The sequence below is a fragment of the Massilia sp. CF038 genome, assembly GCF_900129765.1.
GTDB lineage: Bacteria > Pseudomonadota > Gammaproteobacteria > Burkholderiales > Burkholderiaceae_D > Telluria_A.
In genome coordinates this window covers 95,647-118,437 of sequence record NZ_FQWU01000005.1, presented here as the reverse complement: position 1 = coordinate 118,437, position 22,791 = coordinate 95,647, and the positions used below count along the sequence as shown (strand labels likewise).

Genomic DNA, 22,791 nt, shown 5'->3' with positions numbered 1-22,791 from the left:
AAAAAGCCCGCATGCGTGCGGGCTTTTTTACGTCTGTCAGGCGGCGCCGTTCATCGATTTCCGAAAATGGCGTCCGGGCAGGTCTGCTCCACCTCATAGCCCAGACCCATGTACAGATGGCCTTTCATTTCCCTGGCCGTCGACAGGAACAGGTGCAAACCTTCCGTACTGAGACAGGTCATCATCAGCATGCGAACCGGGCCATCCATGATGTGCAAGTTGGGGCCGTAGGCACTGACCTTCAAATTGGGGCCGATCACCGCCATGCCGACGAATGGCCCCTCTTCCAGTTTGGCATTGATCTTGATGCGATACGCGCGCACCGGGCGGTCGTTCGGCTCATCGGACACGGCCTCATCGTCCGGCACGGGAATCTTTTTCAGCACTGCCGCAGTGAGGCAGCATTTGGGATTGCCCTCAGGATCTGGATACTGGACTTGCACAGTGTCGCCGAGTGCCATCTCTTGCGCCGTGAACAAAATCGGCCCCTGCTTTCCGCCAATTTTGACCAAGCCTTCCATCGGCCGCGCCAAGCTGCTCAGACAAAAAGCAGACAGGGCAAACAATGCGACGGCCCGATTCATTCTTCTCACGTGGCGTCCTTTAGATCACTCAGCGGTTCAGTACTCAACGGCGGCGCCAGACTTGCCACCGCTCCTTGCCAACAAAAACAGGGATTGAATCGCTGACCTCGGCGTCTTCGACGCATTCGAAATTTGGCTGCAAGAGCGCATCCAACGCTTCCCGCGAGGTACCAAATGGCGGCCCCTTGGGCGTATCGTCAAAAAAGAAATAGCCCGCCAGCAGGCCACCGGGTGGCAATAGTTCGGCCCAGCGAGCGGCCACTTTGGGCCAGACGGCACGCGGCATGGCGCACAGAAACGCGCGCTCGTAGATCAGTTGCAAGGGCTGCCCCGGTTGCCAAGCGAAAAAATCCGCCAGTGCCACTTTGTTGCCCCATTTTCCCAGCCCTGCTTTGGCGGCAGCAACGGCAGCCGGCGAAAAATCGATCGCGGTCGCATCCCAGCCGGCCTCAAGCAGGAACGCAAGCTCGTACGCCGTGCCGCATCCGGGAATCAAGGTCCGCATGGCCGAGTGTGTCGCCACAAACGCGCGCAAGCCATCGGGTACGCCGCCCCGGTCCCACGGGATAAAGCCTTGCTCGAAGCGCTCGTCCCAGAATGCCGGATTGTTCGGGTCGCGCGTGGCAAACGTCGGCATGGACACTACACCTGGAACCAGCGCATGTAGACTTCAAAGCTGAGAAGCGCGACGCCCGAGGCTGCAACAAAGTACACCAGGAAGGCCAGCATGCGATTGGTTTTTTGCTGCTCAATCACGAGCATCTTGATCAAGTCATCGTTGTTCGAATTCGATTCCGACGCGTTCACCAGTGCCCGATGTACCAGACGCGGCAATTGCGGAATGATGTGCGTGAAGCGCGGCGCTTCGTCTTTCAGGCGTTCGACCATGCCCTGAATGCCGACTTGCTCGCCCATCCAGCGCTCCAGGTAAGGCTTGGCAGTCTTCCAAAGGTCAAGATCAGGGTCGAGCTGGCGGCCCAGTCCTTCAATATTGAGCAGCGTCTTTTGCAGCAGCACCAGCTGCGGCTGGATCTCGACGTTGAAGCGGCGCGAGGTCTGGAACAGGCGCAGCAGAATCTGGCCGAAGGAAATATCCTTCAGCGGCCGGTCGAAGATGGGTTCGCAGGTGGCGCGCACGGCCGACTCGAGCTCGTCCACGCGGGTATCGCGCGGGGCCCAGCCCGATTCGATGTGGGCTTCGGCCACGCGCTTGTAATCACGGCGGAAGAAGGCCAGGAAGTTTTGCGAGAGGTAATCTTTGTCGAAATCGTTGAGCGTGCCGACGATGCCGAAGTCCAACGCGATGTAGCGCCCCATGGTTTCTGGCGCGACAGATACGAGGATATTCCCAGGATGCATGTCAGCGTGGAAGAAGCCGTCGCGAAACACTTGGGTGAAGAAAATTTCCACGCCATCGCTGGAGAGCTTTTTCAGATCCACGCCTGCGGCCGCCAGACGGTCGATTTGCGACACGGGCAAGCCATGCATGCGCTCCATCACGATCACGCTGCTGGAGCAATAGTCCCAGTACATTTCCGGCACCATGAGCAAGTTGGAGCCGGCAAAGTTGCGGCGCAGCTGGCTGGCATTGGCCGCCTCGCGCATCAGGTCCAGCTCGTCGTGCAAGTATTTGTCGAACTCGGCCACCACCTCTTTGGGCTTGAGGCGCTTGCTGTCAGCCCATACACGGCCAATCCAGTCAGCTGCGATGTGCATCAGCGCCACATCTTCATCGATCGATTTTTTCATGCCCGGACGCAGCACCTTGACCGCGACTTCCTTGCCATCCTTGAGCGTGGCAAAGTGCACTTGGGCGATCGATGCGGAAGCCACGGGGTTGCGGTCGAAGGTGGCAAACAATTGATCCGGGTGGGCACGCAGCGACTTGGTGATCTGGGCAATAGCCAGTTCCGAACTGAACGGCGGCACGCGGTCTTGCAGGCGTGCCAGTTCGTCCGCGATATCAGGCGGCATCAGATCGCGGCGGGTAGAGAGAACCTGGCCAAACTTGACGAAGATGGGACCAAGCTCTTCCAGCGCCATACGCAAACGCTCGCCCCGTGGGGCTGAAATATTGCGCCAGAAAATCACCGTATCGATCAGCTTGGCCGTGCGCGGCACCTTGAGGCCGGAGATGGCAATTTCATCGAGACCATACTTGATGGCCACGCGAAGGATTTTAAACAGGCGCTGAAATTTCAATATCATCAAAGGTCCAAATCTTGTTGCCCGGCAGTGCGGGTTGTCGTGTCGGGCGCTGCGCGCGGTGGCGCCAGCTTCGCTTCCAGTCGGGCAATGCGCTTGGCCGTGCGCTCCAGGTCATCGCGCAGGCGGCTCACTTCGCTGGCGAAGTCTTCCACGGCCACGGGCCGGATCAGCAAGGGCTTTTCTTCCAAAAAATATTCTGCAACGTTTTCGGCCAGCTTCTGCTGACCGGCCATGGCTGCCCCAAAGACAGTCCTGGCGCCGTCCACCAGACGGGTCGCGGCAATGGGGCCAAGGAAACGTTCTAGGTCGTGCTCGGCTTCCCAGCGCAGGCCCTTGCTCAATTGCGAAATGGTGTTGGCGAATTCGGCGTCGCCTTCGATCTTGACGTACGAAAAGGCGCGCTCGCGGTTCTGCGCAATCAGGGGCAAGTCGGCCAGCTTGACGCGGATGGTCACATTGGCGGGTACATCCGAAGCGTCGGTCTCGACCATGCCGTCGATGCTGACGCGCAAACGCAGCACCAGGGCCCCCGCATCAATACAGGCGACTTTGCCAGCATGCATGGCCAAGGCATCCCGCGCCCATGCCTCCTGCGCAAGCAGATGGTTGATCGCGGCGACGGCGGGCGCCATCAAAGCCGATTGCGGGTCAAAGGAGGTCGAAGTAGGCATTCTTGTCGCATTTCTCAAAGCAAAACCGCCCTGGATGGGGGCGGTTTTGATCTTACCAGTTTGGCGTCCAACTTTCCGTTAGCACAAGAAATCAGACGCGAATATCTGTCTTACATCTTGATGCCAGTGTGCAATGCAGCAACACCTGCGGTCAGGTTGAAGTACTCCACGCGTTCCAGACCGGCTTCCTGCATCATTGTTTTCAAGGTTTCCTGGTCCGGATGCATGCGGATCGATTCAGCCAGATAACGGTAGCTGTCGGCGTCGCCGGCAATTTTCTGACCCAGCCATGGCAGAACCGAGAACGAATACACGTCGTACGGCTTTTGCAGTGGGGCAGCGACCTTGGAGAATTCCAGGACCAGCAATTTGCCGCCTGGTTTCAGCACGCGCCGCATTTCTGCCAGGGCCTGGTCCTTGTGGGTCATGTTGCGCAGACCGAAGGCCACGCTGACGCGGTCGAAGTAATTGTCGGGGAATGGCAGTTTTTCCGCGTCGCACAGCAAGGTTGGCGTGACCAGGCCATTGTTGAGCAGGCGGTCGCGGCCCACGCGCAGCATCGATTCATTAATGTCCGTCAGCCACACTTCGCCGGTCTTGCCGGCCTGTTTGGCAAAGGCCTTGGCCAGGTCGCCCGTACCGCCGGCAATGTCCAGCACCTTGAACCCGGGACGCACGGCAGCATTGGCAATCGTAAACGTCTTCCACAGACGGTGCAGACCGCCGGACATCAAATCGTTCATGACGTCGTATTTGGAGGCGACCGAATGGAAAACCTTGGCGACTTCGTGGACCTTGTCGTCTTCCGAAACCGTCTTGTAGCCGAAATGGGTGCTGTTTGTCATAGTGGGGTGGGCCGGTTGAACTGCCTGCATTATACAAGTGTCAAAGCCACACAGCGCGCAGCGTTATCTTGGCAGCCGGGCACAACAGTGACATCATAGGAGACAGACCCGTCCAGGAGCCTCCATGACCGCCTATCGCGACCCCAAACGCCACACCTGGCTGCTGTCGCTGTTTGTGCCAGCGTCCTTGGTGCTCGGTCCCGTGCTTTACCTGTGGCACCACACACCCTGGCGCCTGTGGATACCAGTCGCTATTACCTACTTCCTGATTCCCTTGCTCGACGCCATCGTCGGCGAAGACCGCACCAATCCGCCCGAAGACGCCGTGCCCGGGCTGGAAGCGGACCATTATTACCGCTGGATCACATACGCCCTGGTGCCGGTGATGTGGGTGTGCATCATTTTTGCAACCTGGTTTGTGGCGACGCAGCCATTGCCTGCGCATGCGGTGCTAGCGGTAATCATCAGCACCGGCATGATGGGCGGCTTCTGCATTAATGTCGGTCACGAGCTGGGACACAAGCGAACCTTTCTCGAGCAGACGCTGGCCAAGCTGGTGCTGGCGCCCACTGCTTACGGGCATTTTTACGTGGAGCATAACCGTGGCCATCATCGGGATGTGGCAACGCCGACCGACCCGGCGTCGGCACGCATGGGGGAATCAATTTATGCCTTTGTGTGCCGTGAAATGCCGGGAGCATGGCGGCGCGCGTGGGCGCTGGAACGGCAGCGCCTGGGTGGCTCGCCCTGGCATTGGCGCAACGAAGTGTTGCAGCCGCTGGCACTGACAGCGCTGCTGTGGACGGGCCTGGCAGTTTGGCTGGGTCCACAGATTCTGGGCTTTGTGCTGGCGATGGCGTTCTGGGGCAATTTTCAGCTGACGCTGGCGAATTACATCGAGCACTACGGGCTGTTACGGCGAGTGGCGGACAACGGCAAGCCGGAGCCGTGCAAGCCACATCATTCGTGGAACAGCAATCACATGGTGACCAACTGGATGCTGTTTCACCTGCAGCGCCATTCGGATCATCATGCGCATGCGGCGCGCCGCTATCAGTCGTTACGCAATTTTGCCGATGTGCCGACGCTGCCGAATGGGTATTTTGGGATGTTCTTGCTGGCGTATTTTCCGCCGCTGTTTTTCAAGGTGATGAATCCGAGGTTGCTGCAGGCGGTTGACGGCGATCCGGAGAAGATTAATTTTCAGCCGTCGAGGCGCGAGCGACTGCTGCGCGAGTATGCGCTACATCGCCCTCGCGAAGGCGGGGGCCCATAGCATGCGGAAGGACTCCGGCGACGTGGTATGGGCCCCCGCCTTCGCGAGGGCGATGGGGCTAATGTTTGTGGCCGCAGCCTTTGGCTGCTGTTGGCACGCCTGGGCGCACGGCGCCAGGTTCGCGCCCGCTGTCGCCTTCAAAACCGGCTGCATGCAGGCGCGCCATGTAGTCTTGCCACAAGGCGTCCTGCTCGTTGCCCAGCTTGTACAGATAATCCCACGAGAACAAACCGGTATTGTGCCCATCAGTGAAAGTCGGCTGAATCGCGTAATTGCCAACCGGTTCCACCCCACTGATACCCACCTCACGCTTCCCCAGCTGCAGCACTTCCTGTCCCTGCCCGTGCCCCTTTACTTCCGCCGACGGCGAATACACCCGCAGCAGTTCAAACGGGATGGAGAACGATTTTCCGTCATCGAAGGCGATGTCGAGAACGCGGGATTTCTGGTGAACGGTCAGTGCAGTCGGATTCATTATTTACCCAGGCGCCGCACGATGTCGGCCGCCAGTTTCGGCAGCAGCGCGCGGCGCGCTGCCAGGATTGGTTCTTCGGTCGTGCGCACCGCAGTGGTCCACACGGGGTTGGGAAAGTGCGCGTCGTCCGCAAAGCGCGGAATCACGTGCCAGTGCAGGTGCGGTACCACGTTACCCAGGCTGGCCACGTTAACCTTGCCCGGCTTGAGTACCTCGCGCAGCGCCAGCTCCACATGCCAGACGGCGTCGTTGAGCACCATGCGGTCGGCAGGCGACAGGTCGCTCATCTCCTTCACGTGCTCGTTCCAGATCACGCGGCAGAAACCCGGATAGGCCGGGTCGTCCACCATGATCACGGACAGCTTGTCGTCGCGGTAAATCGGCGGTACCGCCAGATTGCACAGTTCGCAGGTCATACCAGGACCCTCTCGATACCGCCCGCGTTGGCCCGCGCCACATACTCCGGCAGCCAGTTCTCGCCCAGCAGGTGCTTGGCGATTTCGACGACGATGTAGTCGGCGGTGGTGCCCGAGTCGTCGTTGTAGCGCGACAGGCCCTGCAGGCAGGATGGGCAGCTGGTGAGGATCTTCACGTCACCGTCAAACCCGTCTTCGCGCAGCTTGTCGGCGCCTTTGACCATCTCGCCTTCCTTGCGGTAGCGCACTTGCGTGGCAATGTCAGGGCGCGACACGCCAAAGGTGCCCGACTCGCCGCAGCAGCGGTCATTCTTTTCAATCTTGACGTTGTCCACCGTGGACACCAGCGCATTGACGGTCTTGACCGAATCCTGCAGCTTCATCGGATTGTGGCAAGGCTCGTGGTACATGTAGCGGGTACCATTCACTCCTTGCAGCTTGACGTCTTTTTCGAGCAGATATTCGTGGATGTCCATGATGCGGCAGCCAGGGAAGATCTTGTCGAATTCGTAGGTGGCCAGCTGGTCGTAGCAGGTGCCGCACGAGACCAGCACGGTCTTGATGTCGAGGTAATTGAGCGTGTTGGCCATGCGGTGGAACAGCACGCGGTTATCGGTCATCATCTTGTCGGCCTTGTCGTACTGGCCGGCGCCGCGCTGCGGATAGCCGCAGCACAGGTAACCCGGCGGCAGCACGGTCTGCACGCCCACTTCCCACAGCATGGCCTGGGTAGCCAGGCCCACTTGCGAGAACAGCCGCTCCGAGCCGCAGCCCGGGAAGTAGAACACCGCTTCGGTGTCGGCGTTGGTCACCTTCGGATTGCGGATGATCGGGATGATCTTGTCGTCTTCAATATCGAGCAGCGCGCGCGCCGTCTTCTTGGGCAGGTTACCCGGCATCTTCTTGTTGATGAAGTGGATCACCTGCTCGCGCACAGGCGGCTTGCCAGTGGTCGGCGGTGGTGCCTTGGTCTGCTTTTTGGCGAACTTGCGCAGCACGCGGTTACCCAGACGCTGGGCCTTGTACGACCAGTCGATCATCACCTTGCGGGTGGCGTTGATGGTGGTCGGGTCGGTCGCATTCAGGAAGAACATGCCGGCCGCGGTGGTCGGGTTGAAGCTCTTCTTGTCCATTTTGCGCAGCAGATTACGCATGTTCATCGACACGTCGCCAAAGTCGATATTGACCGGGCAAGGCGTCACGCACTTGTGGCATACCGTGCAGTGGTCGGCCACGTCCTCGAATTCTTCCCAGTGCTTGATCGATACGCCGCGCCGGGTCTGCTCTTCGTACAGGAAGGCTTCGATCAGGGACGACGTGGCGAGGATCTTGTCACGCGGCGAATACAGCAGATTCGCGCGCGGCACGTGGGTGGTGCACACCGGTTTGCATTTACCGCAGCGCAGGCAATCCTTGACGCTGTTGGCGATTTCGCCGATATCGCTTTGCTGCATGATCAGCGATTCGTGACCCATCAGGCCGAAGGACGGCGTGTAGGCATTGCGCAGGTCGGCGCCAAACTCCGGCAGGTTGAGCAGCTTGCCTTTGTTGAAGCGCCCTTCCGGATCGATACGCAGCTTGTAGTCGCGGAAATCGCCTATTTCTTCTTCGGTCAAAAATTCCAGCTTGGTGATGCCGATGCCGTGCTCACCCGAAATTACGCCGTCCAGCGAACGCGCCAGCTTCATGATGCGGCCGACGGCCACGTGGGCGTCCTGCAGCATGGCGTAGTCGTCGGAATTGACCGGCAGGTTGGTGTGCACATTGCCGTCACCGGCGTGCATGTGCAGCGCCACAAAGACGCGTGAGCGCAAAATGCGCTGATGGCGCGCCGTGCACTCGTCGAGAATCAGCTTGAAGGCGGCGCCATTGAAGATCTGGCGCATCTGAGCGCGAATCTCCTGCTTCCACGATACGCGCACGGTGCGGTCCTGCACCACGTCGAACAAAGTCGCATCAGGCTGCTGGGCCAGGCGCGCATCAAACACCACGGCAAGGCGTTCCATGCCAAGCCCGTACAGCGTTTCGCGCACCTCGTCGAGACGGCGGTCCAGGTTGGCCAGCAGGTAGGTCCAGCGCGCGCGGGCACCATTCAAAACGTCCAGTGCCTGCGGCACACGGTCGCCCAGCATTTCTTCGGAACCGATCGCTTCGCCGGAAGCGTCGTCGCTCTTGCCAACCGGGAGATGGCCGGCGTCGAAGAAGGCAATCAGGTCGTCGGCCAGCTGCAGCTTGTTTTTAATCGACAGTTCGATGTTGATGCGCTCGATGCCATCGGTGTACTCGTCCATGCGGTTGAGGGGAATAACGACGTCTTCGTTGATCTTGAAGGCGTTGGTGTGCTTGGCGATGGCAGCAGTGCGGGCCCGGTCCAGCCAGAACTTCTTGCGCGCTTCCGCGCTGACGGCAACGAAGCCTTCACCCACGCGGGTGTTCGCAATGCGCACCACTTCCGACGCTGCCTGGGCGACGGCGTTTTCGTCGTCACCGACGATGTCGCCGAACAGCGCCATCTTGGGTAGTACGCCGCGTTTGGATTTGGTGGCATAGCCGACCGCGCGCAGATAGCGCTCGTCGAGGTGCTCCAGACCGGCCAGGCGAATGGTGGCAAAAGCAGGGCCACCCTTGGCCGGCAAGCCGTCCAGATAATCCTTGATTTCCACGATCGATGGAATCGCATCGCGAGCCTGGCCGAAGAACTCCAGGCACACCGTGCGCGCGTAGGCCGGCAGCTTGTGCAGAATCCAGCGCGCGGATGTGATCAAGCCATCACAACCCTCTTTTTGAATGCCCGGCAAACCGGCAAGGAACTTGTCGGTCACGTCCTTGCCCAGCCCTTCCTTGCGGAAGCGACGGCCAGCAATTTCGAGGAATTCGGTCTTGAACGGCGCGCCTTTCGACTCGCCTCGGGCGTTGGGATGCGTCCATTCGAGCTTGAACTTGGCAACCGGCGCGTCGTGAATCTTGGACAGGTTGTGTTCGAGACGGGTCACTTCGAGCCAGTCGCCATTCGGGTCGACCATTTTCCACGATGCCAGGTTGTCGAGCGCGGTGCCCCACAACACGGCCTTTTTACCGCCCGCATTCATGGCGATATTACCGCCGATGCAGGACGCCTCGGCCGACGTCGGGTCGACAGCGAACACGAAGCCGGCCTTGTCCGCGGCATCGGACACGCGCTTGGTGACGACGCCTGCGCCGGAATAGATGGTGGCGTATTCGCGATCCACGCCGGGCAGCATGGTCATTTCGACCGGGCCCAGGTCGATCAGTTTTTCAGTGTTGATGACCGCGGACATTGGCGTGAGCGGAATCGCGCCGCCCGTATAGCCAGTGCCGCCGCCGCGCGGAATGATGGTCAGACCCAGTTCGATACAGCCCTTCACCAGGCCGGCCATTTCGTCTTCGGTGTCCGGGGTCAGCACCACGAACGGGTATTCGACGCGCCAGTCGGTGGCGTCGGTCACGTGGGCGACGCGCTTCATGCCGTCGAAGCAGATATTGTGTTTTTCGGTATAGCGGCCCAACACCTTGGTGGCGCGCTTGCGCAGGTCGTAGGTGGCGCGGAATTCGGCGCCAAAATCTTCCACGGCCTGGCTGGCCGCCTTGAGCAGCTTTTCGACGCTGGCGCTGCGTGTGCGGGCTTCGTCGTCTTCTTCGGAAGCGTCCACCGTCAGACGGCGCTTGTCGACTTCCGCCAGACGGTGGTGCAACGCATCGATCAGTTCCTGGCGCCGTTTCGGGTTGTCCAGCATGTCGTCTTGCAGGTACGGGTTGCGGCGCACCACCCAGATATCGCCCAGCACCTCGTACAGCATGCGCGCCGAGCGGCCGGTCTGGCGCGCGCCGCGCAACTGGTCGAGCAAGGTCCACGATTCTTCACCGAGCAGACGGATCACGATTTCGCGGTCCGAGAACGAGGTGTAGTTGTACGGGATTTCTCGCAGGCGGGTTGGCGCGTGGCCGTTTGGTGTTTCCGCGAGCAAGGCGGTGATTTGTGCGGGGGCGTTCATGTATGCGTTTCGACCGTTTTGACTGACCCTAAGGAAGATCATTCTAGCGTATTGCGGTGCACCACGCTGGGGAACGGCTGGTTTCGACGCAGCGCTGACGCGGAAATTCAATGCGGAATAATTGGTGAAAAGCAGCTTTAACCGAATTAATTTAAAAAATATCAAGCATGGATCGACCGTTAAATCGACAATATAGCCGTATGGCAAACAAATGCGTTACCTATCGCTCGGCATCAAGCACTCAATCGATACGCGCACGCAACTGATCAATGTACCGCTCGCTGACCGGCACCGTGGCGCCGCAGCGCAGGTTGAGCCGGTAACTGCCGTCCGCCACGACTTCCAAACTTGAAAATTGCTCTACGCGCACAATCGCCCCACGATGCACCTGCATGAAGGCCTCCGGGTCCAGGCGCTGTGCCAGCTTGCCGATCGGCGCGCGGTGCATTAGGCGGCGCGGCCCCAGGTGCAGCTGTACATAATTGCCACACGCTTCGATCCACTGCACGTCGGCCAGCTGCACACAATCGACCCGGCCCACTGACTTGACGCTCAGCTGCCGCAGATACTGGCCCTCGTCGGCCACGTAAGCACGTATGGCCTGGCCATAAGCGGCGCGCTGACGCTGATCGAGCATTGCTGCGGCGCGCGTGACCGCATCGGCCAGGCGCGCATCGTTGATCGGCTTGAGCAGATAGTCGAGCGCATGCACTTCAAACGCGTCCACCCCAAAGCTGCTGTGCGCCGTCACAAAAATGATCAGCGGCGGATTCGGCGATTTCGCCAGCGTGGCCGCCAGAGCCATACCGGATTCACCGGGCATCTGGATGTCCAGGAAGATCACGTCCACCTCCTGCGCGGCCAGCGCCTCGCGCGCGGCGCTGGCGCTGGCGCATTCGGCCACCACAAGCCACCCGGCATGCTCGGCCAGTGCGCAGCGCAGGTTGACCCGGCCCGGCTCCTCGTCGTCGACGATCAGCGCGCGGATCGTCATGCGGCCAGGGCGTAGCGCGGCATGCTGATGTCAACCGCAAAACGGCCTTCTTCGATGCCGGCCGTCAGCGTCGCCGCATCGCCATAGGCCAGCTGCAGGCGCGCGCGCGAATGGCGCAAACCCAGCCCCAGTCCCGGGTTTGCGACGCTGTCTGCAAGCACCGGGTTGGACACGTGGATCGTCAGGCGCTCGTCGTCGCCGCCAAAGGCCAGGCGAATATCGCTGGGCCGGTCGTGGCAGTCCAGATCGTGGCGCAGCGCGTTTTCAATCAGCGGCTGCAACAGCAACGGGGGAATCTGACCGGCTGCGCCAGCACCGTCGATACCGATCTGTAATCGTCCGCCGTAGCGCAGGGTTTGAAGTGCCAGGTAGTCGTCTACAAAGCGGCATTCATCGGCCAGGCTGACGTGATTGCGCTCGCTGGCCTGCAAGGCATAGCGCAGCAAATCGCTAAGGTGGCTGATGCCCACAAGCGCCAGCTTGCCGTCGCTGGAACGCACCAGGGAGCTGATGGCATTGAGCGCGTTGAACAGAAAATGGGGATTGAGCTGGCCACGCAAGGCCAAAATACGCTGCTGTTCCAGTTCCAGACGCAGTCCCAGATTTTCGGTGTGCGCGCGTTGCCAGGCTTTTTCGCGCGCCCGAGTGTCGCGTGCAATGCAGACGCCCACCACCGCAACAAACGTAAACGTGGTCCAGGCAAATTCAAGGAACCATTCAAAGCCGGACGTGGCGGCGATGGGCTGGCCAGCCAGCACGCTCGAATACTTGATTTCGAGCGGCACGAACAGCATTACCAAGACTGCATACACCAGCGCCAGCGCACGCCATTGACCCAGCAAAGCTGGTCGGCGCGACAGCCACGCATAAATCGCACAGCTGAACACCATCAGCAGCAAGTGCTCGCGCCACCACAACCAGAGCATAGCGCCATAGGTCATCGGTTCGCCGCGCTTGACATAGTCGGCGTAGTTGCCCAGTGCGCCAATGGCACACAATAAAGTCCAGACCAGGACAACCACAACGACGGGACGCAAGGCGCCTCTGATATTTTTCATGTTCATCGGGGTGCCAGTATACCAGCGCAGAAGCACCCTTTTTACGGCCTTCCGGATAGCCGTCACCGGATTTCGGGGATTCGTCACACGGGTCCCCGGCGGCATGCGCCGGCACGCCAAAATCATATTCCGCGCCGAGTGCGTAACACCTTCAATGCGACCGCCCCACATGATCCGCCATGCCAGTCTTACCCTACCCGCCATTTTATTGTCCTCACTTGCCAACGCCGCCCCACCCGAGGCGCCGATACCGACAGTGGAAGTGAGCGGCAGCGCCGACACCCGCCGCGATGACGTCAATGGCAAGCTATCAGTCTCGCGCAGCGAGATTTCCCGCTATGGCGATAACAATCTGTCGGGGGTGCTGCGGCGCCAGAGTGGTGTGTCGGTATCGAATGGCACGGTCAGCATGCGCGGTCTTGGCGCCGGCTACACGCTGATTCTGGTGAACGGCGAACCAGTACCAGCCGGATTTTCCATCGACAGCATCGCCCCTGCGCTGGTCGACCGCATCGACATACTGCGCACGGCGTCAGCCGAATTTGGCACCCAGGCCATTGCCGGGACCATCAATATCATTCTGAAAAAGGCGGGCGGCGCCGCGCAGCGCGATGCGAGTGCGACCACCGGCCTGCGCCCGGGCCAGGGCGACCCGGCCGCGTCCCTGCGGCTGGCCGACCAATATGGCGCCATGGCCTGGTCACTGGGAACGGACCTGTCGCGCACCGTGACCGACTATGCCGCCTGGATCGACGACACCGGCAGCGGCGCAACGCCAGACCGGCGCGTCACGCGCGACCTTGGTGCGCGGACAATCACGCGCTTCGGCCTGACACCCAACCTGAGCTGGAAGCTGGACAAGGGCGACAGCCTGGCCTGGCAAACCCAGTTGGAACGCTCGCGCGACGACGCCCTGGGCAGCGCGAATGAATCGCTGATTGCCGGCGCCCCGACCAGCTACCCCGAAAACAACTTCGCTATCCATTCGACAATCGCGACTATGCGCAGCAACGTAACCTGGACGCATCAGATGGAGGAAGGGGCCAAGCTGCTGGTCAAGGCCGGCGTGAACCGCAACAAGCGTGAGAATGCGTACGTATTCAGGGGGTTTGGCGCGTCCACGCTGGTGCGCGCGGTCGACTCCGACGCCATTGATAACAGCGTGACCCTGAGCGGTAAATATCTGGCCCAGCTCGGCCAGGGCCACAGTCTGGGCATCGGCTGGGACGGTGGCCGTACGCAGCGCACCGAGCAGCGCCTGCAAAACGACAACACGGCCGAGGGAGTCCCGCTCGGCGTGCTCGATGAAAATTACCGAGCTACCGTGGGGCGCCTGGCGCTGTTCGCTCAGGACGAATGGGCCGTCACACCACGCCTGCAGGCTTACCTGGGCTTGCGCTGGGAAGCCCTGCGCACTGATATTATCGGCCGCACCCAGCCGGCCACCGGCGTGCACGCCAGTGTACCAAGTCCCATTCTTCAACTGCTATGGAAACTGCCCGAGACGGAACGCGATCAGGTACGCCTTGCCCTGTCGCGCACTTACAAGGCGCCCACTTCACGTCAGTTGGTACCGCGCCGCTACACCACCAACAATGGCAACAGCCCGACCAATCCTGATTCGCGCGGCAATCCGGACCTGCGCCCAGAGCTTGCATGGGGACTGGAGACCGGTTATGAACATTATTTCGGCAAAAACGGCATGGTCAGTATCGCCGCCTACACGCGCCGCATCGACGACGTGACGGTACAAAATCTGTACCTGGACGAACGCGGCTGGATTTCGACCCCGTTCAACAATGGGCGCGCGCGCGCAAGCGGCATTGAACTGGAGACTAAACTCCCACTCGCCGCCAGCCTGGACCTGCGTGCCAACGCGGCGCGTAACTGGTCGGCTGTCGATGCGATTCCCGGACCGGATAACCGGCTGGCCGATCAGACTCGGGCCACGCTCAATATCGGCGTCGACTGGCGCGCCGATCCTGCATGGACGCTCAGCGCCAACCTGAATGCCCGTTTCGACGGCGCGGTGCAAGTCACACCGCAACTGCGCACTTACCGTGGGCCCGAACGCAATCTGGACATGGCCGCGGTATGGAAGATGAACGGAAGCTCGCAATGCCGGCTCATGGTGACCAATGCGCTGCATCAGGACCGCCTGTACAACGAACAGTACTCCGATAACGCACGCCGCAGCGTCAGCGACTCACGCACGCTGGTCCGACTGGCGATCGAAGTCAAACTCTAGGCTCGATCCTTAGCGCATAGCAGCCATAGGCGGGAAAGCGCGCCAGTACGAATGCTGGCGCATGCTGCGCGAGCAGGCGTTCGAGCTGGGCGTTCGCCTCGTCCGGCGTCGTAAGCACGGCATCGACAATGCGCTCCTCATCCGAGTAGGCGCGCAAGACAAAGCTGGCGCCAAGATAGGGATGCTCTCCCTCCACGGGCAGACCGGCAGGCAGGGGCACAGCTTCTGGCGCGGCCAGCACAAACACGGGGCCGTACTCGCGGTACGGGCTTACCCGGTCAAACGGACAGTAGCTGGCCAGTATCAATGCTTCGCCGGGGCGTGCGCGCCGAAACGCGTCGCGACAAGGCTCGCCGCCTTTGGCAATCAAGCGCTCGACTGGCTGCCCGAGGTCGTCGATACCCTCGCTGCGAACTTGGGCGAGAAAGGTCTCGCGAATGGGAATAATGTTCGGCATGTTGGCTCCTGATGGCTGAACAGGTAGCCAGTGTGGCCTGCCGCTTGCGCGATGTCGTTACGGTTCTTGCTTCCGAATCAGCCGCCCAGCATGTTCGCCAGACTGCGCCAGAAGCCGTCCGGAATGTACAGCAGCGCCGCCGTCATGGTCAGGTAGCGGCCGAACTTGCCAATTGCCATGTAGCCGACACTGGGCCAAAACGGCAGATGCAACCAGCCGCCCAGGGTGCACAGCGGGTCGCCAATCCCGGGCACCCACGACAGCAGCATGGTCTTGGCGCCGTAGCGCGCGAGCCAGGCAAACCAGCGGCTCTGGCGCTCCTTGGCAAACGCCACCTTGGCGCGATAGCCGATGAAGTAATCGAGCACGCCACCCAGCGTATTGCCGCAGGTTGCCACCAGCACGGCCGGCCAGAACATGGCCGGATTGGCCTTGACCACGGCAAACACCGCCGGTTCCGATCCCAGCGGCACCAGGGTGGCCGAGACAAAGGCAATCACAAAGACCGAGCTGAGCCCCACCGCAGGCGCGGAAAGCAGTTTCAGGAGCCAGAGAACGGCGGATTCGATCATCAGCGAGCGGGTAGAAAGGTGACAAGTGGCGCGGCCCATTATAATGAGGAAAATCCATTGCATCGACACGATAGGCCGAGCTCGTTACCCCGGGCCGCCTGCCGCACTGCACGTCTCGGTCAACAGCCGACCAGCCAGTCCAGCGTCAACCAGAATCGCGTTCCGGAAATTTCCGGCCCAAGAATCACTTGTTTGCAGACTATGACTATCGACTACCTGAAAAAAATACTGACCGCGCGCGTGTATGACGTCGCTTCCGAAACGCCGCTGGAGCTGGCGCCGCAACTGTCAAAGCGCTTCGACAACCGCATTTATTTCAAGCGCGAAGATGTACAGGATGTATTCAGTTTCAAGATTCGTGGCGCCTACAACAAGATGGCCAACCTGCCCGTGGCTCAGCTCAAGCGTGGCGTGATCTGCGCCTCGGCCGGCAACCATGCCCAGGGCGTGGCCATGTCCGCAGCCAAGCTGGGCTGCCGCGCCGTGATCGTGATGCCCACCACCACGCCCAGCGTGAAGGTGGACGCGGTCAAGTCCTTCGGTGGCGCCAATGTGGAAGTCATTCTCCACGGCGAGTCCTACACGGACGCCTACAACCATGCGCTGACGCTGGAAAAGGAACAGAAGCTCGCCTTCGTGCACCCGTTTGACGACCCGGACGTGATCGCCGGCCAGGGCACCATCGGCATGGAAATTCTGCGCCAGCATTCCGGCCCGATCCACGCGATTTTCGTGGCCATTGGCGGCGGCGGCCTGATCAGTGGTATTGGTTCCTACGTCAAAGCAATTCGCCCGGACATCAAAATCATTGGGGTGCAGTCGCTCGATTCGGACGCGATGGCGCGCTCGATCAAGGCGGGCGAACGCGTCACGCTGGCTGACGTGGGCTTGTTTGCAGACGGTACCGCGGTGCGTCTGGTCGGACAGGAAACCTTCCGCGTCGCCAAGGAAGTGGTCGACGAGATTATCATCGTCGATACCGATGCGATTTGCGCCGCCATCAAGGATGTATTCCAGGACACGCGCAGCATTCTGGAGCCCTCGGGCGCCCTGGCAGTGGCTGGTGCCAAGGCCTATATCGAACGCGCCGCGCTGAGCAAAAACCCGATCCGCAATGAAACGCTGATCTCGGTTGCCTGCGGCGCCAACATGAACTTCGACCGCCTGCGCTTTGTGGCCGAACGCGCCGAGCTGGGCGAGTCGCGCGAAGCCGTGTTTGCCGTCACCATTCCCGAAAAGCGCGGCATGTTCAAGCGCTTCTGCGAACTGGTCGGCCCGCGCAATGTTACCGAATTCAATTACCGCGTCAGCGATGCCAACAACGCGCATGTGTTTGTTGGCGTTCAGATTGCCAGCCGCGGCGAATCAAGCGTGCTGGCCCGCACCTTTGAAGAAAATGACTTCAAAACGCTCGACCTGACCCATGACGAGCTGGCCAAGCTGCACATCCGCCATTTGGTGGGCGGCAAAAGCGCGCTGGCCCAGGACGAGCTGCTGTATCGTTTTGAATTCCCCGAGCGGCCAGGCGCGCTGATGCGTTTCCTGGCCAGCATGGCGCCGAACTGGAATATTTCGCTGTTCCACTATCGCAACCAGGGTGGCGATGTGGGCCGCATTCTGGTCGGTCTGCAAGTACCGGCTGGCGAAATGGACGAGTTCCGCCAATTCCTGACCACCCTCGGCTATCGTCACTGGGACGAGAGCGCCAACCCGGTATACAAACTGTTCCTGGGTAATTAACCGTAGAAAAGCATGACCAATACCGCAGACCTTTCACCGCTGGGCAAGACCTCCGCGTACCAGACCCAGTACGCGCCGGACTTGCTGTTCCCCATCCCACGTCAGCAAAAGCGCGACGAACTCAAGCTGAGCGGCACCCTGCCCTTCTTTGGCGTGGATATCTGGAACGCGTATGAATTGTCGTGGCTGAACATGCGCGGCAAACCGCAGGTGGCCATCGCCACCATTTCGGCGCCGGCCGACTCGCCCAACATTATCGAGTCGAAGTCGTTCAAGCTGTATCTGAATTCCTTCAATCAGACCCGTCTGGCCAACGAGGAAGCCTTGCTGGCATTGCTGCGCGAAGACCTGTCAAACGGCTTTGGTGCGCCCGTGCAGATCGTTCTGACCCAGCCCGATGGCTTCGAAAAAATCAAGATGGGTGAGCTCGACGGCATGCTGCTGGACCGGCTCGACATCGACGTCGACCACTATTCCCCATCGCCCGAGCTGTTGCGTGCAACCACTGGTGAGGCGCCGGTGGAAGAGACGCTGGTCTCGCACCTGCTCAAGTCGAATTGCCTGGTGACCGGGCAGCCGGACTGGGCCAGCGTGCAAATCAAGTATGTGGGACCCCAGATCGACCAGGAAGGCCTGCTGCGCTACCTGATCGGCTTCCGCGAGCATAACGAATTCCACGAGCAATGCGTGGAACGCATCTTCGTCGACATCCTGCGCCAGTGCGCACCGCAAAAGTTGGCGGTGTACGCCCGTTATACACGGCGTGGTGGACTGGACATCAACCCCTGGCGCAGCAATTTCTCCAGCGGCCCGCCAAAGAACTTGCGCACTGCCCGCCAGTAAGATTGATGCAGCTTAAAGCCCGCGCGCTTGTCAGTTGACTGGCTTACCGCACGGGAATATGTTGGGATAGACGGCCGATTGATTTACAATAAAACAACAGCGAGAAAACGTTCCGTTTCTTCGCTGTTGTGCAATTCGCCATTCCTCTTGCGGAAGATCAATGCGGGGAGGATACTGTTCATGGACGAATTCGGATGTCAGGGCTGTAAAACAAGCCTATAATTCTGGCTCGCAAGCACCTATTGTGCGTTGCACCATACGATGTACCTTATGACGAACCTCAGCAAAATCTTATCGCTCGAGAATGTACTGCTCGATCTCGAAGTGTCCAGCAAGAAGCGCGCATTCGAGCAGGCCGGCCTGATTTTCGAGAACAACTGCGGCATCGCCCGCTCGACCGTTTCCGATAATCTGTTCGCGCGCGAGCGCCTCGGCTCAACCGGCCTCGGGCATGGCGTTGCCGTCCCGCATGGCCGCATCAAGGGCAGCAAGAGTCTCAAGTCTCCGCTGGGCGCGTTTGTGCGGCTGGCTGAAGCGATTCCTTTCGAGTCGCCCGATGGTCAACCCGTCAACCTGCTGTTCTTCCTGCTGATTCCCGACCACGTCACCCAGCAGCACCTTGAAATTCTGTCGGAAATTGCTGAAATGTTCTCGGACGACGCCTTCCGCACGGCGCTGGCCACCGACCCGGATCCGAAATCGGTACACCAGCGCATTACCAGCTGGCAACCAAGCCTGCAGGCACTGGGTTAAACTACCTTCATGCTGCAAACCCCGCTGACCATCCAACGCCTGTACGACGACAACCGCGAAAGTTTGCAGTTGGGCTGGTTCGCCGGCTTTCCGGGTGGCGAGCGCCTGATCTCGGGCGACGTGGCCTCGGCTGCGGACCAGGTTGGCCACTTGAACTTGATTCACCCCGGCCGCATCCAGGTGTTCGGGCATCAGGAACTGACCTATTATCACCGCCTCAAAAGCGGTTCGCGCAGCCACGTCATTGGCGAGTTGATCGCAGGCGGCCCGCCGGCGCTGATCATTGCGCAGGGCCTGGACACGCCACCCGACATTCTTGCCATCTGCGACGAGCAGAATATTCCCCTGTTTTCCACGCCGCTGCCGGCCGCGCAAGTGATCGACTTCCTGCGCGTCTACCTGTCCAAAAAACTGGCGCAGCGCATCATCATGCACGGCGTGTTCATGGACGTGCTGGGTGTGGGCGTGCTGATTACGGGCGACTCGGGCCTGGGCAAGAGCGAGCTCGGCCTGGAATTGATTTCACGCAGTCACGGCCTGGTGGCCGATGACGCGGTCGAATTTTCGCGTATTGCGCCGAACATGATTGAAGGGCGCTGCCCGCCACTGCTGCAAAATCTGCTGGAAGTGCGCGGCCTGGGGCTGCTTGACATCAAGGCGATTTTTGGCGAAACGGCCGTGCGCCGTAAAATGCGCCTGAAACTGATTGTGCATCTGGTGCGCCGCAGTGCGCTGGAAGAAGAGGTCGAGCGTTTGCCCTTCCTGTTCCCGACCGAAGATGTGCTCGGTCTGCCGGTACGCAAGGTTGTGATTCCCGTGGCGGCTGGCCGCAACATCGCGGTACTGCTGGAAGCCGCGGTGCGCAACACCATCTTGCAATTGCGCGGTATCGATACGCTGCAGGAATTCATGGAACGCCAGCGCCAGGCCATGAGCGGCGACTGAGTCACCACACATCGCCCTCGCGCAGGCGGGGGCCTATTCCATGTATCCGAAGTTGAATTTCTCGCTAAGCACAGGTGGTATGGGCCCCCGCCTTCGCGAGGGCGATGTTGGTTGGGGCTCTTTAGCAAACTCCCTTCGCATGCGGTATGATCTTTGTCATGCGCATCGTACTCATCACAGGTATTTCGGGCTCCGGTAAATCGGTCGCTCTCAACGTTCTGGAAGACGCCGGCTACTACTGCGTCGACAATCTGCCGCCGGCACTGCTCCCCAGCCTGGTCAGCGCGCTGATCGCAGACGGGACTCAGACACTGGCGGTCGCAGTCGATGCCCGCAGCGCGCAGTCGCTAGTGGAGCTGCCGGCCAATATCCGTACGCTCAAAGACGAAGGACATGACATCAAAATCATGTTCCTGACCTCGAATACACACTCGCTGGTGGCGCGCTTTTCCGAAACGCGGCGCAGCCATCCGCTGTCGCACCAGCTGCGTCCTGATGAAAATCCTGCTTCGCGCCGCACCCTGATCGAATGCATTCTGGAAGAGCGCGAGCGCCTGTCGGCCATCGAACAGCTGGGCCATGTGATTGATACTTCCGACCTGTCCGCCAACAAGCTGCGTGCCTGGATCAAGGAGCTGGTGGAGATCGAGCGCGCCCCGATCACCTTGTTCTTCGAGTCCTTCGCGTTCAAGCTGGGCGTGCCGCTCGACGCCGATTTTGTGTTCGACGTGCGTGCCCTGCCCAATCCGTATTACGACCTGACGCTGCGCCCGCTCACCGGCATGGATGCACCGGTGATCGCCTTCCTCGACGGTCAGCCCAGCGCGGCCGAGCTGCTGGAAGACATTCGCGCCTTCATCGAAAAGTGGCTGCCTTCATTCAAGACGGACAACCGCAGCTACCTGACGGTGGCGCTGGGCTGTACCGGTGGCCAGCATCGTTCGGTGTACATGGCCGAGCGGCTGGCTGCCTACTTCAGTCCGACGGAGCGCGTGGTATTGCGCCACCGCGAGCAGTCCTGACCAGTTTTACAGGTGGCGCAGCGGATGCGCCGCTGCCGGCCACACGGGTGTAAAGAAGCGCTCCACCATTTCCGCTGTGACCTGCTCCAGCGTGGCGGGATTCCACTGCGGCGCGTTGTCCTTGTCGATCACCAGCGCGCGCACGCCTTCCAGCACTTCACCATGTTCAAAGTTGTGCCGCACCATGGTGCGTTCCATGCGCAGACAATCGGCCACGTCGAGCGCGGCACCGCGCTTGAGCAGTTCGTGCGTCACGCACATCATCAGTGGTGAGCGCTGGCGCATCGCGGCAAGCGCCTTCTGCGCGAATGCATCATCGTCCCCTTCCAGCGACGCCATGATGGCGGGCACACTGCCGGCGCCAAAGTGCCGGTCGATCCGATCGCGCTGCGCTTGCAGCACGCTGTCACCGGCGCCGCCCTTGAACGAAGCGGCAAAGGCATCGATTGCACTACGCAGCTGCGCGCCCGGCGTGGTTTCGATCAGCGCGGCCAGCGCAGCCATCTGCGCCTGTGGCACGAACAGGTCGGCCAGGCCGACGTACAGCGCATCGGCTGCGCCCACGGTCAGACCGGTCAGGCCCAGGTAGTTCCCCAGCTGCCCAGGTGCGTGTGACAGAAAGTGGCTGCCGCCCACATCCGGGAACAAGCCGATGTTCACCTCGGGCATGGCCATCTTGGTCTTGTCAGTCACGATGCGGATGCCGCAATCGGGGCCACCCTGGGCGATGCCCATGCCGCCGCCCATCACCACGCCGTCCATCAGCGCCACGTAGGGCTTGGGGTAAAAGTGGATCAGGTGATTGAGGGCGTATTCTTCGGTGAAAAAGTCTTCCAGCAGCGCGCTGCCGCCCATCGGCGTGGCGTGGCCGACTTCGTGGAAGAAGCGGATGTCGCCACCGGCGCACAATGCCTTTTCGCTGCTGCTGCCAAGGACCACGGCATCTATACTGGCGTCATCGCGCCAGGCTTGCAGTACGGCCGTCAGGTCGCGCACCATGGCAAGCGACAGCGAGTTGAGGGCCTTGGGTCGGTCGAGGGTAATGATGCCGGTGCGGTTGGCAACGCGGGTCTTGACGAATTCGCTCATGGTCAGGTAGTGAAGAAAAAGCCATATTCTACGTCGCCCTCGCGCAGGCGGGGGCCTATAGCACGTCACCGAAGTTGTTCAAGGTGGAATGGCCCCCCCGCCAAGTGGGCCGCCGAGGGCGATGTGAATGCAAAAAGGGCGCCCTCGGGCGCCCTCGCTTCAAGTCAACCTGGCCAGCTTACGCAGCGGCGGGGTTTTCTTCTTCAGGCATGTGCTTGATGGCCTGGTGGTTATGGTCCTGGACCTTGTTTTTGTACTTCATAACCTGGCGGTCAAGTTTGTCGATCAGACAATCAATCGCGGCATAGAGGTCGTGCGACAGGCTTTCCACGTACACCGTTTTGCCCGACAGGCGCAAGTTGATCTCAGCCTTTTGGCGTTTTTCTTTTTCAGTCAGATTATCTACGGTCAGGATGACGGCGATGTCGATCACATGATCGAAATGGCGTTTTACTCGCTCAAGCTTGGTTTGTACGTATTCACGGATGGCTGGGGTCACTTCGAGATGATGTCCGCTAATTGTGAGATTCATACACACTCCTTTGATGATGTCACTTTCTGTTCGTGCACAAGTGCAGAGGA

Annotated in this window: 21 protein-coding genes; 7 read left to right on the top strand and 14 right to left on the bottom strand. The window is 60.5% G+C overall.

Translation table 11 applies throughout. The features are described 5' to 3' along the window. Window positions 1-50: 50 nt before the first annotated feature. From BUC24_RS23650 to ubiE, 5 genes are all read right to left on the bottom strand, one after another. Complete coding sequence (locus BUC24_RS23650; RefSeq protein WP_143167635.1) at window positions 51-566, bottom strand: hypothetical protein; 516 nt, start codon at window positions 564-566, stop codon at window positions 51-53. A 61-nt stretch (window positions 567-627) separates the two neighbouring features. Continuing rightward, entirely contained in the window at window positions 628-1,221 is a 594-nt protein-coding gene (locus tag BUC24_RS23645; protein WP_073222732.1) for a methyltransferase, read from the bottom strand. 5 nt (window positions 1,222-1,226) lie between these two features. Further along, window positions 1,227-2,792, bottom strand: coding sequence for a ubiquinone biosynthesis regulatory protein kinase UbiB (gene ubiB / locus BUC24_RS23640; RefSeq protein WP_073222730.1), 1,566 nt, complete (start codon window positions 2,790-2,792; stop codon window positions 1,227-1,229). Further along, window positions 2,792-3,463: a ubiquinone biosynthesis accessory factor UbiJ gene (locus tag BUC24_RS23635; protein WP_229448626.1), complete on the bottom strand. Its 672-nt coding sequence runs from the start codon at window positions 3,461-3,463 to the stop codon at window positions 2,792-2,794. Before BUC24_RS23635 ends, ubiB begins: the two co-directional genes overlap by 1 nt. A 110-nt stretch (window positions 3,464-3,573) precedes the next feature. After that, window positions 3,574-4,308 (bottom strand): bifunctional demethylmenaquinone methyltransferase/2-methoxy-6-polyprenyl-1,4-benzoquinol methylase UbiE, encoded by a 735-nt coding sequence (gene ubiE / locus BUC24_RS23630; RefSeq protein WP_073222728.1) that lies wholly within the window; start codon window positions 4,306-4,308, stop codon window positions 3,574-3,576. A gap of 274 nt (window positions 4,309-4,582) precedes the next feature. On the opposite strand from ubiE, the gene BUC24_RS23625 reads away from it, so the two are divergent. Beyond that, a complete protein-coding gene (locus tag BUC24_RS23625; RefSeq protein ID WP_229448624.1) occupies window positions 4,583-5,584 on the top strand; it encodes an alkane 1-monooxygenase in 1,002 nt (333 codons plus the stop codon). Window positions 5,585-5,642: 58 nt separating this feature from the next. On the opposite strand, the gene BUC24_RS23620 is transcribed toward BUC24_RS23625, so the two are convergent. The 5 genes from BUC24_RS23620 to BUC24_RS23600 form a co-directional block, all read right to left on the bottom strand. Beyond that, window positions 5,643-6,059 (bottom strand): gamma-butyrobetaine hydroxylase family protein, encoded by a 417-nt coding sequence (locus BUC24_RS23620; protein WP_073222724.1) that lies wholly within the window; start codon window positions 6,057-6,059, stop codon window positions 5,643-5,645. Next, a complete protein-coding gene (locus BUC24_RS23615; RefSeq protein WP_073222723.1) occupies window positions 6,059-6,475 on the bottom strand; it encodes an HIT family protein in 417 nt (138 codons plus the stop codon). Before BUC24_RS23615 ends, BUC24_RS23620 begins: the two co-directional genes overlap by 1 nt. Further along, window positions 6,472-10,488: a DUF3683 domain-containing protein gene (locus BUC24_RS23610; RefSeq protein ID WP_073222721.1), complete on the bottom strand. Its 4,017-nt coding sequence runs from the start codon at window positions 10,486-10,488 to the stop codon at window positions 6,472-6,474. Before BUC24_RS23610 ends, BUC24_RS23615 begins: the two co-directional genes overlap by 4 nt. Before the next feature lie 241 nt (window positions 10,489-10,729). Then, window positions 10,730-11,482 (bottom strand): LytR/AlgR family response regulator transcription factor, encoded by a 753-nt coding sequence (locus BUC24_RS23605; RefSeq protein WP_073222720.1) that lies wholly within the window; start codon window positions 11,480-11,482, stop codon window positions 10,730-10,732. Beyond that, entirely contained in the window at window positions 11,479-12,540 is a 1,062-nt protein-coding gene (locus BUC24_RS23600) for a sensor histidine kinase (RefSeq protein WP_229448621.1), read from the bottom strand. The genes BUC24_RS23605 and BUC24_RS23600 overlap by 4 nt, the downstream gene beginning before the upstream one ends. Window positions 12,541-12,748: 208 nt before the next feature. Between BUC24_RS23600 and BUC24_RS23595 the strand changes: the two genes are divergently transcribed. Continuing rightward, entirely contained in the window at window positions 12,749-14,788 is a 2,040-nt protein-coding gene (locus tag BUC24_RS23595; protein ID WP_229448619.1) for a TonB-dependent receptor plug domain-containing protein, read from the top strand. Here the strand turns inward: BUC24_RS23595 and BUC24_RS23590 are convergent. Further along, the gene (locus tag BUC24_RS23590) at window positions 14,778-15,245 is read right to left on the bottom strand and encodes a DUF1203 domain-containing protein (RefSeq protein WP_073222714.1); all 468 of its coding nucleotides are present in this window, start codon (window positions 15,243-15,245) and stop codon (window positions 14,778-14,780) included. The genes BUC24_RS23595 and BUC24_RS23590 overlap by 11 nt on opposite strands. Before the next feature lie 77 nt (window positions 15,246-15,322). Beyond that, window positions 15,323-15,817 (bottom strand): YqaA family protein, encoded by a 495-nt coding sequence (locus BUC24_RS23585; RefSeq protein ID WP_073222921.1) that lies wholly within the window; start codon window positions 15,815-15,817, stop codon window positions 15,323-15,325. A gap of 201 nt (window positions 15,818-16,018) precedes the next feature. On the opposite strand from BUC24_RS23585, the gene ilvA reads away from it, so the two are divergent. The 5 genes from ilvA to rapZ all read left to right on the top strand — a co-directional run bounded on the left by ilvA (window position 16,019) and on the right by rapZ (window position 21,120). Then, window positions 16,019-17,557: a threonine ammonia-lyase, biosynthetic gene (gene ilvA / locus BUC24_RS23580; protein ID WP_073222713.1), complete on the top strand. Its 1,539-nt coding sequence runs from the start codon at window positions 16,019-16,021 to the stop codon at window positions 17,555-17,557. A 12-nt stretch (window positions 17,558-17,569) separates the two neighbouring features. Beyond that, window positions 17,570-18,400: an NADPH-dependent 7-cyano-7-deazaguanine reductase QueF gene (queF, locus tag BUC24_RS23575; protein WP_073222711.1), complete on the top strand. Its 831-nt coding sequence runs from the start codon at window positions 17,570-17,572 to the stop codon at window positions 18,398-18,400. Window positions 18,401-18,670: 270 nt separating this feature from the next. Further along, on the top strand, window positions 18,671-19,153 hold the full coding sequence (locus BUC24_RS23570; protein ID WP_073222919.1) for a PTS sugar transporter subunit IIA: 483 nt from the start codon (window positions 18,671-18,673) through the stop codon (window positions 19,151-19,153). Window positions 19,154-19,162: 9 nt separating this feature from the next. Next, a complete protein-coding gene (gene hprK, locus BUC24_RS23565) occupies window positions 19,163-20,098 on the top strand; it encodes an HPr(Ser) kinase/phosphatase (protein WP_018059018.1) in 936 nt (311 codons plus the stop codon). Between the two features lie 158 nt (window positions 20,099-20,256). Then, window positions 20,257-21,120, top strand: a complete 864-nt coding sequence (rapZ, locus tag BUC24_RS23560; protein ID WP_073222918.1) for an RNase adapter RapZ — start codon at window positions 20,257-20,259, stop codon at window positions 21,118-21,120. A 6-nt stretch (window positions 21,121-21,126) separates the two neighbouring features. On the opposite strand, the gene BUC24_RS23555 is transcribed toward rapZ, so the two are convergent. Together BUC24_RS23555 and hpf are read right to left on the bottom strand one after the other, a co-directional pair. Then, on the bottom strand, window positions 21,127-22,209 hold the full coding sequence (locus tag BUC24_RS23555) for an enoyl-CoA hydratase/isomerase family protein (RefSeq protein ID WP_073222709.1): 1,083 nt from the start codon (window positions 22,207-22,209) through the stop codon (window positions 21,127-21,129). A gap of 178 nt (window positions 22,210-22,387) precedes the next feature. Next, the gene (hpf, locus tag BUC24_RS23550; protein ID WP_073222707.1) at window positions 22,388-22,741 is read right to left on the bottom strand and encodes a ribosome hibernation-promoting factor, HPF/YfiA family; all 354 of its coding nucleotides are present in this window, start codon (window positions 22,739-22,741) and stop codon (window positions 22,388-22,390) included. Window positions 22,742-22,791: the final 50 nt, after the last annotated feature.

What these genes read in the sequence shown, in the direction of transcription:
- BUC24_RS23645 (WP_073222732.1), bottom strand. Translation starts at nt 1,221, where the DNA reads ATGCCGACGTTTGCCACGCGCGACCCGAACAATCCGGCATTCTGGGAC.
- ubiB (WP_073222730.1), bottom strand. Translation starts at nt 2,792, where the DNA reads ATGATATTGAAATTTCAGCGCCTGTTTAAAATCCTTCGCGTGGCCATC.
- BUC24_RS23635 (WP_229448626.1), bottom strand. Translation starts at nt 3,463, where the DNA reads ATGCCTACTTCGACCTCCTTTGACCCGCAATCGGCTTTGATGGCGCCC.
- ubiE (WP_073222728.1), bottom strand. Translation starts at nt 4,308, where the DNA reads ATGACAAACAGCACCCATTTCGGCTACAAGACGGTTTCGGAAGACGAC.
- BUC24_RS23620 (WP_073222724.1), bottom strand. Translation starts at nt 6,059, where the DNA reads ATGAATCCGACTGCACTGACCGTTCACCAGAAATCCCGCGTTCTCGAC.
- BUC24_RS23615 (WP_073222723.1), bottom strand. Translation starts at nt 6,475, where the DNA reads ATGACCTGCGAACTGTGCAATCTGGCGGTACCGCCGATTTACCGCGAC.
- BUC24_RS23610 (WP_073222721.1), bottom strand. Translation starts at nt 10,488, where the DNA reads ATGAACGCCCCCGCACAAATCACCGCCTTGCTCGCGGAAACACCAAAC.
- BUC24_RS23605 (WP_073222720.1), bottom strand. Translation starts at nt 11,482, where the DNA reads ATGACGATCCGCGCGCTGATCGTCGACGACGAGGAGCCGGGCCGGGTC.
- BUC24_RS23600 (WP_229448621.1), bottom strand. Translation starts at nt 12,540, where the DNA reads ATGAAAAATATCAGAGGCGCCTTGCGTCCCGTCGTTGTGGTTGTCCTG.
- BUC24_RS23590 (WP_073222714.1), bottom strand. Translation starts at nt 15,245, where the DNA reads ATGCCGAACATTATTCCCATTCGCGAGACCTTTCTCGCCCAAGTTCGC.
- BUC24_RS23585 (WP_073222921.1), bottom strand. Translation starts at nt 15,817, where the DNA reads ATGATCGAATCCGCCGTTCTCTGGCTCCTGAAACTGCTTTCCGCGCCT.
- ilvA (WP_073222713.1), top strand. Translation starts at nt 16,019, where the DNA reads ATGACTATCGACTACCTGAAAAAAATACTGACCGCGCGCGTGTATGAC.
- queF (WP_073222711.1), top strand. Translation starts at nt 17,570, where the DNA reads ATGACCAATACCGCAGACCTTTCACCGCTGGGCAAGACCTCCGCGTAC.
- BUC24_RS23570 (WP_073222919.1), top strand. Translation starts at nt 18,671, where the DNA reads ATGACGAACCTCAGCAAAATCTTATCGCTCGAGAATGTACTGCTCGAT.
- hprK (WP_018059018.1), top strand. Translation starts at nt 19,163, where the DNA reads ATGCTGCAAACCCCGCTGACCATCCAACGCCTGTACGACGACAACCGC.
- rapZ (WP_073222918.1), top strand. Translation starts at nt 20,257, where the DNA reads ATGCGCATCGTACTCATCACAGGTATTTCGGGCTCCGGTAAATCGGTC.
- BUC24_RS23555 (WP_073222709.1), bottom strand. Translation starts at nt 22,209, where the DNA reads ATGAGCGAATTCGTCAAGACCCGCGTTGCCAACCGCACCGGCATCATT.
- hpf (WP_073222707.1), bottom strand. Translation starts at nt 22,741, where the DNA reads ATGAATCTCACAATTAGCGGACATCATCTCGAAGTGACCCCAGCCATC.